General features: G+C 61.9%; 12 protein-coding genes. All 12 read right to left on the minus strand.

What is annotated here, in order from left to right; all coding sequences use genetic code 11:
- Positions 1 to 53: 53 nt before the first annotated feature.
- The gene (locus WBR68_RS00005) at positions 54 to 677 is read right to left on the minus strand and encodes a TrbM/KikA/MpfK family conjugal transfer protein (protein ID WP_127183538.1); all 624 of its coding nucleotides are present in this window, start codon (positions 675 to 677) and stop codon (positions 54 to 56) included.
- A gap of 15 nt (positions 678 to 692) precedes the next feature.
- A complete protein-coding gene (locus tag WBR68_RS00010; protein ID WP_230605678.1) occupies positions 693 to 1,523 on the minus strand; it encodes a hypothetical protein in 831 nt (276 codons plus the stop codon).
- 60 nt (positions 1,524 to 1,583) lie between these two features.
- Positions 1,584 to 2,861, minus strand: a complete 1,278-nt coding sequence (locus WBR68_RS00015; protein WP_230605680.1) for a type II secretion system protein — start codon at positions 2,859 to 2,861, stop codon at positions 1,584 to 1,586.
- Between the two features lie 66 nt (positions 2,862 to 2,927).
- Positions 2,928 to 3,554 carry a prepilin-type cleavage/methylation domain-containing protein gene (locus WBR68_RS00020; protein WP_230605682.1) on the minus strand — a complete coding sequence of 209 codons (627 nt, stop codon included), beginning with the start codon at positions 3,552 to 3,554 and terminating at the stop codon, positions 2,928 to 2,930.
- Positions 3,555 to 3,615: 61 nt separating this feature from the next.
- Entirely contained in the window at positions 3,616 to 4,716 is a 1,101-nt protein-coding gene (locus WBR68_RS00025; RefSeq protein ID WP_230605684.1) for a hypothetical protein, read from the minus strand.
- Positions 4,713 to 6,506, minus strand: a complete 1,794-nt coding sequence (locus tag WBR68_RS00030; protein WP_230605687.1) for an ATPase, T2SS/T4P/T4SS family — start codon at positions 6,504 to 6,506, stop codon at positions 4,713 to 4,715. Before WBR68_RS00030 ends, WBR68_RS00025 begins: the two co-directional genes overlap by 4 nt.
- A complete protein-coding gene (locus WBR68_RS00035) occupies positions 6,503 to 7,024 on the minus strand; it encodes a hypothetical protein (protein WP_230605691.1) in 522 nt (173 codons plus the stop codon). The genes WBR68_RS00030 and WBR68_RS00035 overlap by 4 nt, the downstream gene beginning before the upstream one ends.
- Entirely contained in the window at positions 7,008 to 8,366 is a 1,359-nt protein-coding gene (locus WBR68_RS00040; RefSeq protein ID WP_230605694.1) for a hypothetical protein, read from the minus strand. Before WBR68_RS00040 ends, WBR68_RS00035 begins: the two co-directional genes overlap by 17 nt.
- A gap of 1 nt (position 8,367) precedes the next feature.
- Entirely contained in the window at positions 8,368 to 10,056 is a 1,689-nt protein-coding gene (locus WBR68_RS00045; protein WP_230605697.1) for a hypothetical protein, read from the minus strand.
- Positions 10,057 to 10,080: 24 nt separating this feature from the next.
- Positions 10,081 to 10,821 (minus strand): toxin co-regulated pilus biosynthesis Q family protein, encoded by a 741-nt coding sequence (locus WBR68_RS00050; protein WP_230605701.1) that lies wholly within the window; start codon positions 10,819 to 10,821, stop codon positions 10,081 to 10,083.
- Between the two features lie 606 nt (positions 10,822 to 11,427).
- The gene (locus tag WBR68_RS00055) at positions 11,428 to 11,754 is read right to left on the minus strand and encodes a hypothetical protein (RefSeq protein ID WP_230605704.1); all 327 of its coding nucleotides are present in this window, start codon (positions 11,752 to 11,754) and stop codon (positions 11,428 to 11,430) included.
- Between the two features lie 1,018 nt (positions 11,755 to 12,772).
- Complete coding sequence (locus WBR68_RS00060; RefSeq protein ID WP_230605707.1) at positions 12,773 to 15,559, minus strand: autotransporter family protein; 2,787 nt, start codon at positions 15,557 to 15,559, stop codon at positions 12,773 to 12,775.
- Positions 15,560 to 15,834: the final 275 nt, after the last annotated feature.

Below are 15,834 nucleotides of genomic sequence, written 5' to 3' on the forward strand. Positions count from 1 at the left end.
CTGATGTGCACGTCGGGCGCACACTGCCTGGCGAGGGTAGGGAAGTCCATCGGTCAATTCCCCACCATGCCGAAGCCAGGCCCCTTGCCGTTCTGCTCGCGCTCTTTGCGTTCTGCAAGCGCCTTTTCGTACTTGGCAAGCTCGTGTTGGTAGTCCCGTGGCTCCGCCCAGTAACCGCCGTCGGCGGGCGTCCCAACGTAAAGCGGTAGACCATCGTCAAAGGCGGTGTATTCGTGCGACTCGTAAACGCTGCAATAGCCGGGGCGTTTGTTGCCGATGATGAGGCTGCCGTCGTCGTTGCCTCCGCGCCAAGTTCGAAGCGCGACATTCAGCGCAGCGGCGTCGCATCGGCCGGCACCTTGTGAAATGGCACGCACCAAATCGCTCATTTCCTTGGAGTCTTCAGAAGCGGGGCACAACGAAAGAAAGTCTCGTCGTGCTTCCAAGGTGTCGGATAGCTTCTTCATGCTGATGCCGAAGTACCGGGAAAGCGATGGCGCGCACTCGCTTGGACGTGTGCCGCTGGACAGACAAAGAATGGCTTCGCATGCCAAGCGCTTGTCGCCGTCCAGCACGTCACCGAGGTCAACGCTAGGCGATCCGGCTGAATAGACCGGCGTTGCCACAGGCGCTAACGTCACCGTCAGCAGCAGTATGAGGTGTCGAAGGGTTCGCATATGCGTTCTCCTGGCTTAGTTGCAGATGCCATAGTTGCCGACATCGATAAGCTGGCCGCGCAAGCGCGTCTCAGTCGTGACCGTGCATCCGCTGACCGATGTGATGTTGACCACCCGTGTCGCGCTCTGGCAGTTGTCGGCATCGCCGCCACTACTGCTATCGCAGCTGCCGAATAAGGTGGCGGTCCGATTTCCGTTGGAGAGCTGGCAGTAGCCCGACACACCCTTGGTCACGGACGCGCCGGGCGGCATCAGCTGGCCCGTCCATACGCGAGTGGTGTCCCCTGATGTCGTGCCCGATGCATGTATGCAGTTCAGTTCTGCAGTCGGGCGATAGATGGTGGCGCCAAACATCGTCCCGTAGTTGACTTGCATCTGCGCGGCGATCGTGCCGCCCAAACTGTTGTCGAGCGTCTCGCCTGTCTCGTTGCCACGGGCCTTTGCGATCACGACATCGAGGACACCGCCAGCGCGAGATGCCGTGCAACCGTCTTGCCAAGGTCCCCAGCCCTCGTAGGCGACATCGTTCGCGTTGGCTTGCAGAACGTAGTAGGTCCTGTAGCGGACCTGATTGCCGGTGTACCCGGCAGGGCACTGTGAATACTCGGCCTGCGTCTGGGCGATTCGGCATCCGCCGTAGGTTGTGTGCCACGAGTAGCCACCGACGCAGCCGCCAGGCGGTAGCGGCGCGCCTTGGTCGACACGGATGACCATCGTGTTCAGATCGGTCTGCAACTGTACGTCTGCCTGTTTCGCGGTAGATGCATGGCTGACCGTCGGCACGAGCAGCGCGAACAGCAGGGCGAGCAAAGCCCGGCCCTGTCCTCGCATGGAGGGAAGGAACATGGATATCTCCGATAGATTTGCCGCTCGATATGCGGCTTGGGGGAAGACCTGCTGGAGGAGCTAGTTCTTGCAGCCTTGAATCACCGAGGCGCGGGCACCCATGTCTGGGGGTGAAATCACGACGCGGTCACCGGCGATGCTGGCGCGCTGCGCCATGCGGACGTAGCTATTTCCTGAGTTCTGAAATGTGCCACTGAAGGAACCACCGACCGAAACGGCACCCGCTGCATTGACGTAGCCTGAGCCTTGGATGCTGCCGCCGATCGCGCCACCGATGTTGATGTCGCTGCCGCGTGCCGTGGCGTCGGTCGCCTGTAGAGCGACCTGCCGCCAGGGCGACAGTCCTGCCGGGCATGTGACAGCCGGGATTGCAGCGTCGTTGGGAAGATCGCCGTACGTGCCGGTGATGACGTGGCCGGTTTGGGCGAACCACACGCCACCGGTGCAAACGGCAAGCAGCTTGTTTGCGGTAGACGCGTATAACCCTTCCGGCGTGCACGCCGCGCCAGGTGCAACGGCCGTGTTGAGCAGTAGGCCCGTGTTGGTCTGAATCGCACCGGCCACCGTCAGGGTGTTGTTGAATGTGACCGGTCTTGTTTCTCCGTGGCGCACAAACTGGCCGAACGGAGTCGAATCCAGACTCGCAGCGATGACCGCATGCCCCGGTTGTGTGCCGAAATCAAACCAGGCACGAGGAATGTCCATCAGAGGGCCGCGGACGTTTGCCGACCCGCGCGCGTCGTGGCCACCGTAGCCTTCAGCAGCCACGACCACTTTGCTCAGGAGGGTTTGGTCGTAAACGCTACGGTTCACTGTCGGCGGTGTGCATTCGGCATTCTGCCGCAGGCTGCGCACTGCGCTGATGGGATGGCAGGCGTAGACGAAGGCGCTGGTACGGCATTCATCGCCTGGGCAGGCACCTTGGCGGACCAGGATGAACCGCGCCACGTCGCCCAAGGCAGGGTATCGCGGGATGGTCGCTGGCAGCAGTCCCAACGCCGTTAGGTCGGCCATTCCGCCCCGCGCGACTTGCGCGCCGGCCACGCTTGCCCAGGTCAAAGCCGGAGGCGGGGGATACGAGCCGGCGGGCAAGCCGGCGAGGTCTTCGCCGCGCAGCCAGGCCTCGTGCTTTAGCTGCAAGTCGACTACTGCGCCACGAATTTGCATCAGATACCGACCGGTGGCTTCGGCCGCGCTCTCGTCACCCTGGCGTCTGAGGTCTCGGGCGGCAAGTACGGCCAGGAGCGTGACGATCGCCACGGCGACCATGACCTCCACCAAGGTGAAGCCCGCTTGCGAGTGCGCTCGCCGGCGCAACCGTGTTTGGGATAGTTTCATGGGTTCGTCTCCTACGGAAGCCCTTTCGGGCGTGCTGCTGACACGCCCTGACGCGTTCTCGGGCGATCAGCGGGTGGCGAACACGAACGTGTTGTTGTCACCGTTCACGCAGAGATCTTGAGCGGTCACCGCGTTGAAGGAACCCGATTCGTTGTTCGCTCCCAGCGTCTTCGCGACTGTGCCATTAACGCTGATCATCTCGGAGACGCCGTTCATGATGGAAGCGAGAACGGGGCACGCGCGGTGGTTCACGTTCGTGACGGTCAGGGATAAGGCACTTCCGGATGCGCCACCGCCCAGCGCAGCCGGGGCGATGGTGATAGTGCCATTCGAACCGACTCCCGTGCCGCCCAGCCGGTGCGCCACCGTACTGCCCGTCACCTTGAAGACAGTGGAGTCGCGCATCGAAGGCGCCAGGTTCTGCGCGTTGTTGATGGACGCATACGGCGTTGCAGTGTCGCCTTCGCCCATGATCCGGGCCGTGGACATGAAGCGCTGCAGCTCACCAGCTGCTGCAGGCACCCGGCCTTGAATGAAGTACCCCTTGATGGACGGATAGTTAACTACCACAAGGAAGATCACGATAGCGATTACCGCGCCAATCTCGATCAAGGACCAACCGCCTTGGCGGCGCAAGTTATTGGACGCAGCGCGCTGAATGGCGCGGCGATTTGCTGTGTTCAGTTGTTGCATTATGGGTTCCAAATTATCCGGTTGAATTTGTTTGAATCGCGAGGCGACTGTCTCTCGCTCTTCACGACATGGCGTCGATCATGATTGCGTTGCGCATATCCATGATTACGTTTTGGTGCCAAAAGAAGAGGCCTGCCATGACGATGACAGCGCCAAGAAGTGCCACCCATCGAAGGGCCTTGGCGCGCCCTTCCACGCGCTTGAGGATGGTGGTCTCCATGCGCGCCCGGGTCATTTGCAGCGCCGTGTCTAGGCCGAGCGTGTTACTGAGGTCTTCGAGGTACCAGTAGATCTCGCGATCCAGCAGCCCGACGTCGAAGATCTCTGCACCCTTTTTCGCTTCGTCGAGCCGATTTTGGATAGCCTGGAGTCGACGGGTAAGCCAGCGAGCCGCGCCGGGCAACTGCAGCTCTATCGCGTGTCGGATTTGCATGACCTTGCCTGCACGGGGCTTTACAGCCGTTGCCGCCGTGCTCACTACGGCGATAGCTTGAACGTCGCGGTAGAGGCGGTAGGGTCCCCACTTGTCGAGCCACCGGCGCAGTGCGTTGTCCATGTAGGGAAATGAGAAATGGACGGCAACGCCGAGGGCTATTGACACCAGCCAGAGGCGGAAACCCTTGTCCCGGATCCATTGCGCCATGTCGAAGAATGCCTGCGTGGATGGACTGAGCAGTTCAAACCGTATGTCTGGCATTGCATCCTGCAGCATTGGCGCAGTGACGTAGGGAACGGCGAGCATCACCATGGCCCACACTAAGAGCAGCATCAGTGCAGCCACTGCCAGCGTTCCGACAAGGATGCCTCGCAGCTTTGCCGTCAGACGTACGACGGCAGCCATGTCGCGAAGCCCTCCCGCGAAGACCGCCTGACCTTGAGTTTGCAGGGAAACAAATTCCGCAACCTCTCGCTCAGGAAGAGTCCGGTGCAAGGTAGTGCCCAGCTCGCCGGTTTCGACGATGCGATGCGCCCAGTATGCGGACAGGACGCCACGGGCACTCTTTCCGTAGCGCTGTGCATCGGCGTCGAGAATGCTGAGAAATGTCCGGCGCCCCTGCGTGTCCTCCGTCATGTCCGCCAAGTATTCATACCAGTCCGCGCGGGCACGCGCGAACTTCTTGGCGGCCTGGCCGACTCGCGTGAAGTAGAAGGGAATCTTCATCCCTTTTTCCTTTGGCGCAGAAGTGTCGCGTAGGCCGTGAAGTGCGGCTCAATGTCCCGCGGATCAATCATGCCTTGGCTCATCTTGTAGACGGCGCATTCCATGGTTGACTTGCCCTGCATGTCGGGCGCGTCATACCGGGCGGTGCGCTGGCTGGCGAAGATCTCTCTTAGACGAATCTCGTCGCCGCTCGTAATGGCGCGAAGTGCGTCCGGGTCGCTAGAGGGTTCGAAAAGTTCTGCTACTGCAGTCCGCCTCGCGTAGCCGAACAGTTCCGGGATGCCCTTTTTGCGGCACGTTTCGCACCCCTCCGGATTTCGGACTTTGATCGGCTCTGAGCCGAAGTCGTAAAGGGTCTCGATGTCGGCCAAATACCGCTGCCAGGTTGTCCTATCCCGTTTGACGCCCATCCGGTCCTCGGCACCTTCCAGAAGCGCCGCTGCGGGAAGGGCGCAACTGCACAGCTTGGGCATCAGGGACTGGTGAACAAGCAGCTTTAACACGCCAGGCGTGCCCAGTGTGCTGCGTGGTATCCCGATTTCGCTCGAGGAGAAGCGCTGCGGAATGGCGAGTGCACTGCCCACGTGTGTCGTGCAGTAAAGGTTGCTTCCCGATAGCACGATGTCTTGAAACGCCGCACCCGTGAGTACATCGCGAATCTCACCAAGGAAGACGTCGCTGGCCGCAGCACGCTTCAGAGCCATGAGTTTGGACTTCATGGTGTCGCGATCCGAACCATCGAGGGACCGTGAGAGGCTTGCTTGCAGCACCGCTTCCAAGATGAGTTCCACCGGGTCCTCGATGGACATGGTCTTGCGCGTTCTTGGTAGGCGCACGATAAGTTGGGCGATGCTCACTGTCTTGCCGGAGCCAGGTATGCCGCCCATTGCAATGGCGCCACCCATGCTTCGCGTCGCACGCTCAAATTGCGCGATTTGCGACGGGAGGTAGCCAAGGTCGACCATGTCAACCTTTTGCACCTTGGAGTCAACGTCGAGTAAGCGCAGTGTGATGGACGGACCCTTGTCCGCAATGAATGAACCCCAACGAAGCATGTAGCTGCGCTCATCCACCACCTCGTAGAGGCGTCCCTGTTGTTCATTGGCCATGTCAAGGAACAGGCCATTGCCGCCACTGACGTCCAGCCAAGCGACGCTGGCCATGTCGACGAGCTGCTGCGTGGGCATCGCCAGCTGCTCGGGCGTGGTGTACTGGCCGTCGATGGTGGCGCTGATGCGCGATGTCGCCGCAGTCGTGTCGATATTCAAGTGCAGATCGCTCGCGTCGTTGCGAACCGCCCAGGACACGATGTCGTAGAACCCTTGGCGGACCGCAGATCTTTCGTTCTGGCCCCGAATGCGCGTGCTTCGCTGGATCACGTCTTGGCCCTGCATCCGCTCTCTGACGAGGGTCAGCAAAATGACCGGGTTGATCGTATAGATCTGGACCGGCCCTTTTGCGGCGTCGACGGCGCGCTGCTCAACGGCACGGAAGATGTCTGAGTCGATTTCACGCGGCTTGACGAACACCACGTAGCGAGGTCCCTCGAGCTCGGCTACGCACGCGGTGACTGCCGATGTCGAACCGCACCAATCGACCTTGAGCGTTCTGAACGCCGGGTGCATTTGGGCAATGTCCGCGAATGATTCGATGTGCTGGTGGGCGTCACTGATGGACATTACCGACGTCGCTGCGTGCATGTCCAGGACCGGCATCTCCTCTTGTTCGCGCAGGCTGACATGCACCGTGCGTTTGAGCCGCCGAACCCATTGAATGATGCTTGAAATCATGGTGTTCCCCGATTGAGGCAGTAGGTGACCACATCCTGCGACTCGTCAACGAAGCTTGCGCAAGGCTGCGAAACGGCCTGCAGGCGCAGTCCGAGATCAGCGCCGGCCACCGGCTCGGCTTGGCCGGTGCGGTAATGCGCCCTGCGACCTGCCTGGTCGACCATCACCGTCAACTGTTTGCCCACGCCGGTGATGGCGAGAAGCCGAGGCGGGGCGACAACGGGTGCGGGCTCAGAGCTTGGCTTGGCGGCCTGGGCGGTAGGCGGGCCGGAAGCGGCTAGCTGCGCGCCTCCGCCATTTGCGGAATGCGCCTTGCGCTTTTCCTCATCGAGTGCGCGCTGGGCATCAAGCTCTAGGAGCTCTTGTACAGTCCGCGGAATTGGCAGGGCTATGTTGACGGCATCTACACCGAAGACGGGAATCTGCGCCGACACAGATAGGGGAATGGATAGAGTGACCGCGGTGGCGGCGGCGGCGATGAATTGGCTTCGCCACTTGCGTTCATTGCGATTCAACATAGATGGTTCCTTTGAGCGTTGTCACGAATGCGCTGGTCGTGAGGCCGGGGCTTGTGTCCGGCATAAAGCGCATCTGCAGTTGCGTGACTTCGGTGGTTCGCGGTAGAGCCAGGCCATATAGCGATCGCAGCGGCGCATTGATAACGAGCGCGCGCGTTGCCGGAAGCTTGATTTCTTTGGGCCTGACCACGGGTTGTTCCAGCCCGTTCGATAGCTTGATGTTTGGCACCGTGATTGCCACTTGTCCCGGCGGCGACAACGACAGGTCTTGCAGCGCCGGGCGCAACGCCTGCCAGGACGGCTCCCAGGCCTGCCGCATCGCCTTTGCGTCGGGCAAGTCTGCAAGCACCAGGGTCTGCGACGCCAGCGCGCCAGGGATGATCCAGGAGGCGTTTGCCGTTTCCAGATCGGGATGGTCGATCTTCCAGGTCGACGGCAAGGCCGCGTGCAAGGTGCGATTGTCCGCGAGCCGCGTGCGCTGGTACTTCGCCGAGCAGCTGCGTGCCTGCGGGCGGCAGTCCACCTCGATGAGCTTCCAGCGGCCGGGCCCGGTCGGCACGGACTCCACTTGTTGGAGCAGTGGCGTTAGCCCCGGCTCGCCAAGTGTTCGCGCATTCATTGCCCATGCGCCGATGGCCTTTGTCCACAGCGTGGTTGGGTCAATTTCCGGCTGTGCAGCCAGCATTTCCTGTGCAATTCGTGCCTGTGCATCATCCCAGAGGCCCATGCTGATGTCCCACGCCTCGTACACCAGAAATAGGCCCAGAATGGTCCACCAGAAGGGCGAGACCATCGCGAGACTGAAGCCAGCCCTGCGCAGGGACGACTGCTGGTTTGTATGAGCGGCGAGCTGTTGCAGGGAGAACGGTCTCGATTGCGTGCGGTCCCCGTGCAGCTGCGCGTCGCCGTAGCGCGCCAGCACCTCATCTAGGGCGCGTTGAGCTGCCTGGGCATCTGCAAAGACCGTGTCGCCGCCGGCCTGGACCACACCGGCGACAATGACGGCGATCCATACGGATTTGTCCGGCAGATTGAGCGCCACGATGTGCGTGCCGTGGCGGTGCATCTGTGCAAACGCGGACGCTGCCGAGAACAGACTGGCGCGCGTCTTTGCGCGGCGCTCCTTGCCTTTGGCGACGAGAAGCCCCACGGAAGGGCTTCGGGCATCGCTGTGAACAAAGTGCGTGGCCTTCACTTTGCGTGCCAGGCGCAGCGCTTCTTTTTGCAGATCCTCACCGAGGACCGTTTGCCATCGAATGCCAAGGACGAGCTGATTCGATGTGCCGGGGATGGCGATGAGCCGATAGCTCAGCCGCCGCTGGGTCTTCTCACGTCGTGCCACGTCAGAATCCTTCTTCAGGAATGGCCGTTACCAGAACGACCGTGAGCATCTGCTTCTCTTGCGAAGCATCCGACCCGCCGGCGAGCAGCGGAGCCTTGTCATCCAGGCGCCGCCGCGTGGAGTTGTCTGCGGACTGCTGGTAGCCTCCAATGACAACTTGCTCACCAGGGCGGACCATCACCTGCTGCACCCGGCCCTGACCGCCGATATCGGTCTGTTGGACGAAGGACTGATCATCGCGGGATCCAACTGGCTCTTTCTTCATTTCGATGAGCCGGCTGTCGTCGTAGGCAATAGTCAAGAGCACCTGGCCGTCGTCTTGCGCATCGGGCACGACGGTGAGGAAGGTTCCGACGGTCTTTGTGTCCTGCGTGACCGTCACGGTGGGGGACGAGGAGTCGGATGTGCTTTGCGTCTGCTGCAGATCCTTGATGTAGTCGAAGGTGCGCCGCGTGTCGTACTTGCCAGGGCGGCGATTCTGCATCAGGAGGGGAATGCTCTTGTGATCGATGATCGAGCCAAGTTGCGAGAGTGCTGACAGCGCGAGGTTGGTGCCCGCGAACGGGCCACTTCCCACTCCGGCGCCCACGCTGCCAGCGGCTTTGGCCGCATCCAACATGGGCGCGACGCCGATTGCGGAGGCAGTGTTCTCGCGGCCCAGGCTGTTGAACAGAATGGTCCAGTCCACGCTTCCTTGGTTGATGCGATCGCTCTGCACCGTGATTTCTTCGAAGACCAGGCGTACGCGGCGGGTCATTTGGCGGTTTTCAGCATCGAGAAATTCGCCGATCCGGTCCTGGGCTTCCTTTGTGTCGGTCACCACAATCGTGTTCGACGCGCCGTCCGCCGCCTTGATAACACCGGCGCGGCTCAGAAACTGGCTGACCTTGCTGACAACCGCCGTCAGCTCGCGCGCTTCATCTTTCGTGCCCGCACTGGTTCTGTCCGCCAACATCGAGTTCGACGACTTGATATCGCGCTGCAGGTTTTCTTCGGCCGCCTGGGTGGGCGTGCGGACGACGTAGCTCTTGGTTTCCGTCCGGTAAAAGCGCAGTGCGCCGATCTTGTCGTCGTAGCGCCAGTACACGCCTAGACGTAGCGCGATGGCGTCCAGCACAGAGGCGAGAGGGGCTTGACCGGCCGGCAAGGGAGCCATCTTCGTGCGTGCAACACCCTGGGGCAGCGCTGGACCCGCGATGCGATCTACCGCAGCACCGGGAATGAGCGCCGGTACGAGTGTGTCGGCGGTGCTCGCTCCCAGGCTTAGCGGGTTTACGGTGCCGAGATCGCCCGCCAGGCGCGGCAAGAAGTACTCGGCGGGGAGCAGCGCGTCGGCCGTTACCTGGGTCAGGATGCCGGTGGCAATCTGGATCCTGTCGGCCAGCGTCTTCAGATCGGCGGAGTTGTTCTCAAAGAGCAGCGTCGTATTGACGTTTGCCCTGAGCGCCGGGGGCAGGGTGACTTCGCGGGCCAGCGGTTGGGGTCGGCCGGCGACCCAGGGCAGCTCAACGACCTGGCCCTTTGCGCGGTCGATGTCTCCGGCTTTGAGCTTGAAGTGGTCCAGCGCGAGGGTGCCGTCGGCTTGACGGAGGGCTGCGCGGGATTCGACTCGGTCGGTGGCCTGCAGGGCCGAGCAGCCGGCAAGCGCTGCCAGCATGACCGCCGTCAGTACGGTGCGGTAAGCAATCATTGGATTTCCTGGTCAACGCCACGGCTAGGATTGCGTGGCGGGGGATCGGTTGCAGCTGCGGGTGAACGGCACCATGCGGAGGACGCGGTTGCCGTAGAAGCAGGGGCGGATCGGTGATTCGCTCATGGCGACCGCCTGCGATAGCGCCTGGGTAGCCTCTTGGAAGGAGTCCGCCTCAAACTCAGCCGGGGCCTGGATCGGGAGATCGAAGTTCAGTTCCCATTGGTCAGGCCCGAAAGTCCAGTTGGCATCCGACGCCCAGCGCACGAGGGCTTGGCGGACCGTCCCGTCTTGCGGGCTGATCCGCCAGATCTGTTTGGGCGGTGCCATGATTTCCGGCTCGGCGACCGGCTCCGTCGAAGCGACCTCCACGGTGATGACGGGGCCGGGCGCCGCCGGGGCGACCTGCTGCGAACTTGCGCTCGCCTCGGTGGTCTGTGCCGTCGTCTCGGCAGGCGCTGCCGGCGTCGCGGTGCTGCTGGCGCCAGGCGCAGGAGCCGTCGCATCGGTATCCACCCGCGACGTGGCGCTGGCGGGCGACGCTGGACTTTCGAGCTTCGGCGGCGCTTCGGGCACGGGAATGGGCGGAATGTCTGCCGAGGCCAGGGCTGTCGGCGATTTACCCGGTAGAACGGTGCGCGGATCCGCGTGGTTGATGAGGATTCGTCCGGAGTCCGGAGGTGTCGGAGGGGCAGGCGGAACGAATCCGCAGGCCGAAAGGAGGCAGGCCGCCGAGAACACGGCCGCCAAATGGAAAGCTTGCATTGGGAATACTCCGTAGGGAGCTTGGCGAGTTCGCCGGGAAGGGGATGGTCGCGCCTGTCAAGAAGCGATGCCGAATTGGCAGCGAACAGACGAGGCCTGGCGACAGGAGCTGCTCAGCTTGTGCTAAGGCGCGGGGCGGCTTTTGAACAAGATTGCCTCAGAGTCCTTCGCGTCCAGCCGGGGGCTCATGTACTGAGCCTTGTTGACGCCGGGGCGACACGCGGCCGTCTCCGTCGACTCTCCGTTTATATATAGAGTCCGCAATTTCAACCGCTTGCCTTCTCGCTGCCAGCGTTCACATGCCGACGACGATAGGTACATCACGACATAGTCGTCGTCATCTTCAGCAATCTTGATGCCCCAATCCAATCCGTCGGGCGAGGACCAAGTATCTCGGTCGAGGTTCTCTTGTATGAGCTGCGGAAGAGGAGGCAACGGAGGAATAGGGCGACGAACCAGTTCCGTCGGATGCGGGAGGATCGTAGGCCAGTCCCGTCCACGCTCTGCGGATACGGTCTGTGGCAGCAGGAGGATCGAAAGTAAGAACAGTCGGAAGGCAGCGTAAGCAGTTTTCATAGACCGAAGGGAGTTCAGGAATTTCAGGGTTTACGGGGCAGTCCAGGGCGTGACGCCTTGACGGTCCAGCTCTAGGTGGACGGCACGAAGGTCTCCGGGGGAGTTGTGCCTACGGGTCAGCAGCAACAATTCCAGCAGTATGGGCAGCAGTGACATATCCTGGTGTCCCACTGCGCCGCCGTCTAGCAGGGTGAGTCGCAACTGCGAAATGTGCTCGGCGACCTGGTCGTCGACTTCAAGCCGATCCCGCAGATATGCCGAAAGCGTCATTCCACGTTCCGCAGCAGCGCTTTCGTAACGTCGACGTGCGGCATCGGAAAGCCGAAACGTTATGGGGCGTTCAAGCAGGGAGCGCATGGAAGCGTGCTTCTTCTACGACGATATGCCCCATAGCTTCGGCGAACGCCTGTCTGAAGGCCGCCCGCCGGATCCTGCGCTCGAGGGCAGAGTCGGGCTTGTCTTTGCAATGGTCCCGGAATTGCTGATCACGGAATTGCGCCGGAGTAAGAGTGGGAGCGGTTTCGAACCATGTCCGGGCTGCGTGACGTGCTGCGCGAGCCGTAGACGGGAATTCAAAGGCGGCGGCCGTGGGATAGGCCGTGGGCGACTTGGCCATACGGGGCTCCTGCGTTCGATTTTGACGAGCGCGAACGCTTGCCCCCCAATGGGGGGCAAGCGATTCAGTGCACGAGGGGGGACGCCGTCCCGTTGGCCTCAATATGGTTTCGGGAGAGCGCGGCGGGATTGAAGGGTTAAACGGAGGGATTGCGGAAGCGGCCAGAGACGGGATGGCCTACGGGGGAGCGTGTGACGAACCTCATGGCGGCCTTGACCAGATCTTGTCCATAATCATTGAAAATGAACCTAAATCTCTGCAAACCCCTGGTTGAATGTCCAGTTGATGGATTGGGGCTATCGTTGCAAGTCGTTGATTAAAAAGACATTGTGACTTACAGGGATTTGCAGATCTGCGGACTTTTAATCCGTTGGTCGCGAGTTCGAGTCTCGCTCAGCCCACCACAGAACATTGCAATGCCAAGAAAACGCCGCTAAGTCACTTAGCGGCGTTTTTTTTCGCCTGCGGTACGCATCAATGTGCCCATGCCCTAGAGCGTAGACCTCCGCCCAGTATCACCCTGTACTGCAAAGACAAGACGCCCCCGTTTGCCGTGCGCCAGCGCAACCTCGGCGCTCCGAGCTGGAGCAGTTCTACCAGTCAGAGATCAAGCGTGTCGGCGATGGAATCAAGAGGCTGAATCTGTCGGCGCAGTAAGTCCCACGGCGTTGCCCCCGACAGTCGGATCCGTGTCCGGCTTTCGGGGGCGGTTCGCACGTAGTGCTTTTTATTGCTTTCGCTAAGCCCTAGCGCATGGGTTTAAAAGCGCATTGCCAACTTGAGCATGCCCGACTGTTGCCGGTTGCCGCCGCCGAACTGCGCGTCGTAGGCCACGCCTGCCGTGGTGTTGCGGGCGATGGACATGTCGACGCCAAGGCCGAGCACGGCGGCGTTGCGCGCGATGGGAACGCCCGTTACCGAGAACGTGCTGCCGCCTTCAAACGCCAGTTGCTGCTTGGGTGTCACATCGCCCATTGCGTGGCGCCAGCCCAGCGTTGCGGTCAGGCGGCCGGGAGCGCGATTGGATTCGAAATCCCAGGTGCCGCGCAGGCCCAGCGTGGTGCTTGTCACGTCGTCGGTGTTGCCCGACCCGTGCAATGCCGCCGTACCACCCGATTCCTGGAAGTCGCGCGTGCGCAATTGGTTCCAGGCCAGGCCGGCGTAGGGTTCGATGCTGGTGGCATCGTTTAGCGGCAGCTTGTAGCCCAGCTCGGTGAACAATTGCGTCGATGAGGCGTGATACGAAGACTCCAGCCGCTGGTTCAGGCTGCCTGCCGCGATGTCGCGTTTGGTGTCGATATCGTGCCAGGTATAGGCTGCGCCGGCCATGAAGCGGATGTGGCCTGGGCCGGCGGCAAAGTTTCGTCCGCCGAACATGGTGGCCGTATAGCTGTCCACGCTGCTGCGCGACGCGGCATCCGCGACCGAGCTGTGGCTGCCGGTGTAGCCTACCGCGCCACCCAAACGCCAGCCGTTGCCCACGGCGCCGTCGCCGCCCACAAAGAAGCCGCCGGCCGACTGGCTTACGCTGGCCGCGTTGCCGTCACTGCCAAACTTGCTCCAATTGCCAAACGCTTGCGCCCAGAGGGGATAAGCGCCGCTTTGCGGCAGTGCGTCGGACGACGGTGAACCCACTTGGGCCGTCGGGCGTCCTGCCTGCATCGGCGCGTCTAGGTTGCCGCGCAGGTGGGCCAGCGGCAACGTGCGCGCGGTATCGCCCTGGCTTTGCAACACGCTGGCGGTGCTTGCGTACGCTTCGCCGGAAAGCAGTGTCAACGCCGAGCGCGCTTGCGCCGGCGTCATGGAAAGAACCGCCGTCGTCACCTGCCTGGCGCCAGTGTTGTTGCCCGCGGTGCTGCCGCTGGCGATGAGCGACGAGCCGGCTTCGGGGGAGGGCGATCCGTTCCCGTTCGACGGCGATCCGCTTGCGCTGACGGGCGGGTCTTCCTGGTCCAGGGCATCGCCCACGCTGCTTTCGTTGTTGGTTTCGCCGACGCTGCCAATCGGCACGTCGTTGCGCGTCAGCGTCATGAAGGCGTTATTCGCGTCGTAGCTGAGCGTGGGCGTCAAGAATGCATACGCGCTTGATGCGCCCGTGAACCTGCCCTGTATGCCGCCGTCGGCCGTCAGAATGTTGTAGGTGGTGCGCGGCGCATAGGTGCCGTTGGGGCCCACGTGCGCCACGCTGCCATCAAGATAAGCCACGCCGGTGACGTGGATGCGGTCGCTGGCGCTGCTGGCCGGATCGGCATGCACGCGATAGATGGCGTTTTCGCCGAAGGTGAGGTTGCCGTTGATCGTCAGCGTGCCGATGGGCGACCCGTCATTGCCCGGCGACACCACGGCGGTGGGGTAAAGCGTGGTGGAGCCCAACTGGCCGACACCGGCCAGCACAACTTCGCGGCCGATATCGACGGGGCCGTTCAACTTGCCATCGATTTCCAGCGCGCCGTCGGCGATCAGGATGGGGCCGGTCAAGCCGCTGCTGTCGGCGGTCAGGATGACCGAGCCGGGTCCGGTCTTGACGAAACCTTGGGTGCCTTGCAGCGGGTTGTCGATGATGTCGACGAATTGGCCCGACGCATAGGTGCCGTCACCCACCACGATGACCGGCGGGTTGCCGCCGCTGCCGACCAGGGTGATGGGCGCGCCTTGAAGGCGGTACCGGTCGGTGGCGAACTGCAGGCCCGACACGCGCACGGGGCCCGCGCTGCCATCCACGGTGACCGTGCCGGCCGCGCCCGTGAAGATGGCGTAGCCGCCGTCGGGCAGGGCGCCGGTGGCATTGCTGGGGCTGTTCCAGTTCGTGCTGGCGGCGGTCCAGGTGCCGCTGCCGCCGCCCGCGCGCGTTGCGGACGCCACACCGTCGCCGTTCCACAAGTTGGTCGTGCTGGGACCCAGGATCAGGTTGATCTGCTTGTCGTCCGTCAGCGATTGAATGGTGGCCGCGGGCGTGGAGTCGCCGGTAACGCTGCCCAACGTCAGGCCGTTGCCGCTCAAGGTGCCACCGTAGGACAGGATCCGGTAATAGCCGGCATTCACGCCAAGGGTGTTTACCGTGACGTTCAAGGTCGTGTTGTTGATGGCGGCGTTGCCGCTGACCGTGATGTTGTCGCCGGTGCCGGGCTGCGTGATGGGCAAGCCCGCATAGCCGGTCTCGAAGGCGAATTCGGCGTTGTTCATCGACAGGTTGCCGTTGACGACCAGATTGCCATTGGAAACCCCGGTCGGCGTGCCGACTTCGTATCCGGGGGCAACTCGCGCGCCCGTCACGTTGAGGTCGCCATTGATGGAGCCGAAGCCGGCGACGATGCCGTTTGATGTTGCGTTGACGTTTCCACCCAGCGTGACACCGGCGCCACCGCCATTGCCGCCGATCACCAGCGTGCCGCCATTGACGTCAATACCGCCGGGAAAATTGGCCGAGCCATCGAATACTTGGGTATTGCCCGGGGAAACGGTCAGGTCGGCGGCCATGATGCCGCCGCAGTATGTCGTGCCGAGCGCCAGCGTCGCCGTCAGCCACTTCTTCGTGCCGTAGTTCAAAACTGCATCCTTTATCTCGATTAATAATCCGAGGCTCAAATAATGCTGAATGGCTTTAAACGTATTGCAACGTAACAAGCCAAACTGCTTGAGCCTAAGGGGCTATCGAAAAAAAGGACGCAATTTATCTCAGTTTTTTTATATAACCAAGAATTAATGAATGGATACCATCCGGATTAAAAAATATAGCGGTATTGGATACCAGCCAACATATTAATTAATCAGTTTTGGATGCCATCCTGGTTATATAAATGGTGCGACTTGAAACATTAATT

The organism is Achromobacter sp. JD-1, from assembly GCF_038594925.1.
GTDB lineage: Bacteria > Pseudomonadota > Gammaproteobacteria > Burkholderiales > Burkholderiaceae_B > Achromobacter > Achromobacter spanius_C.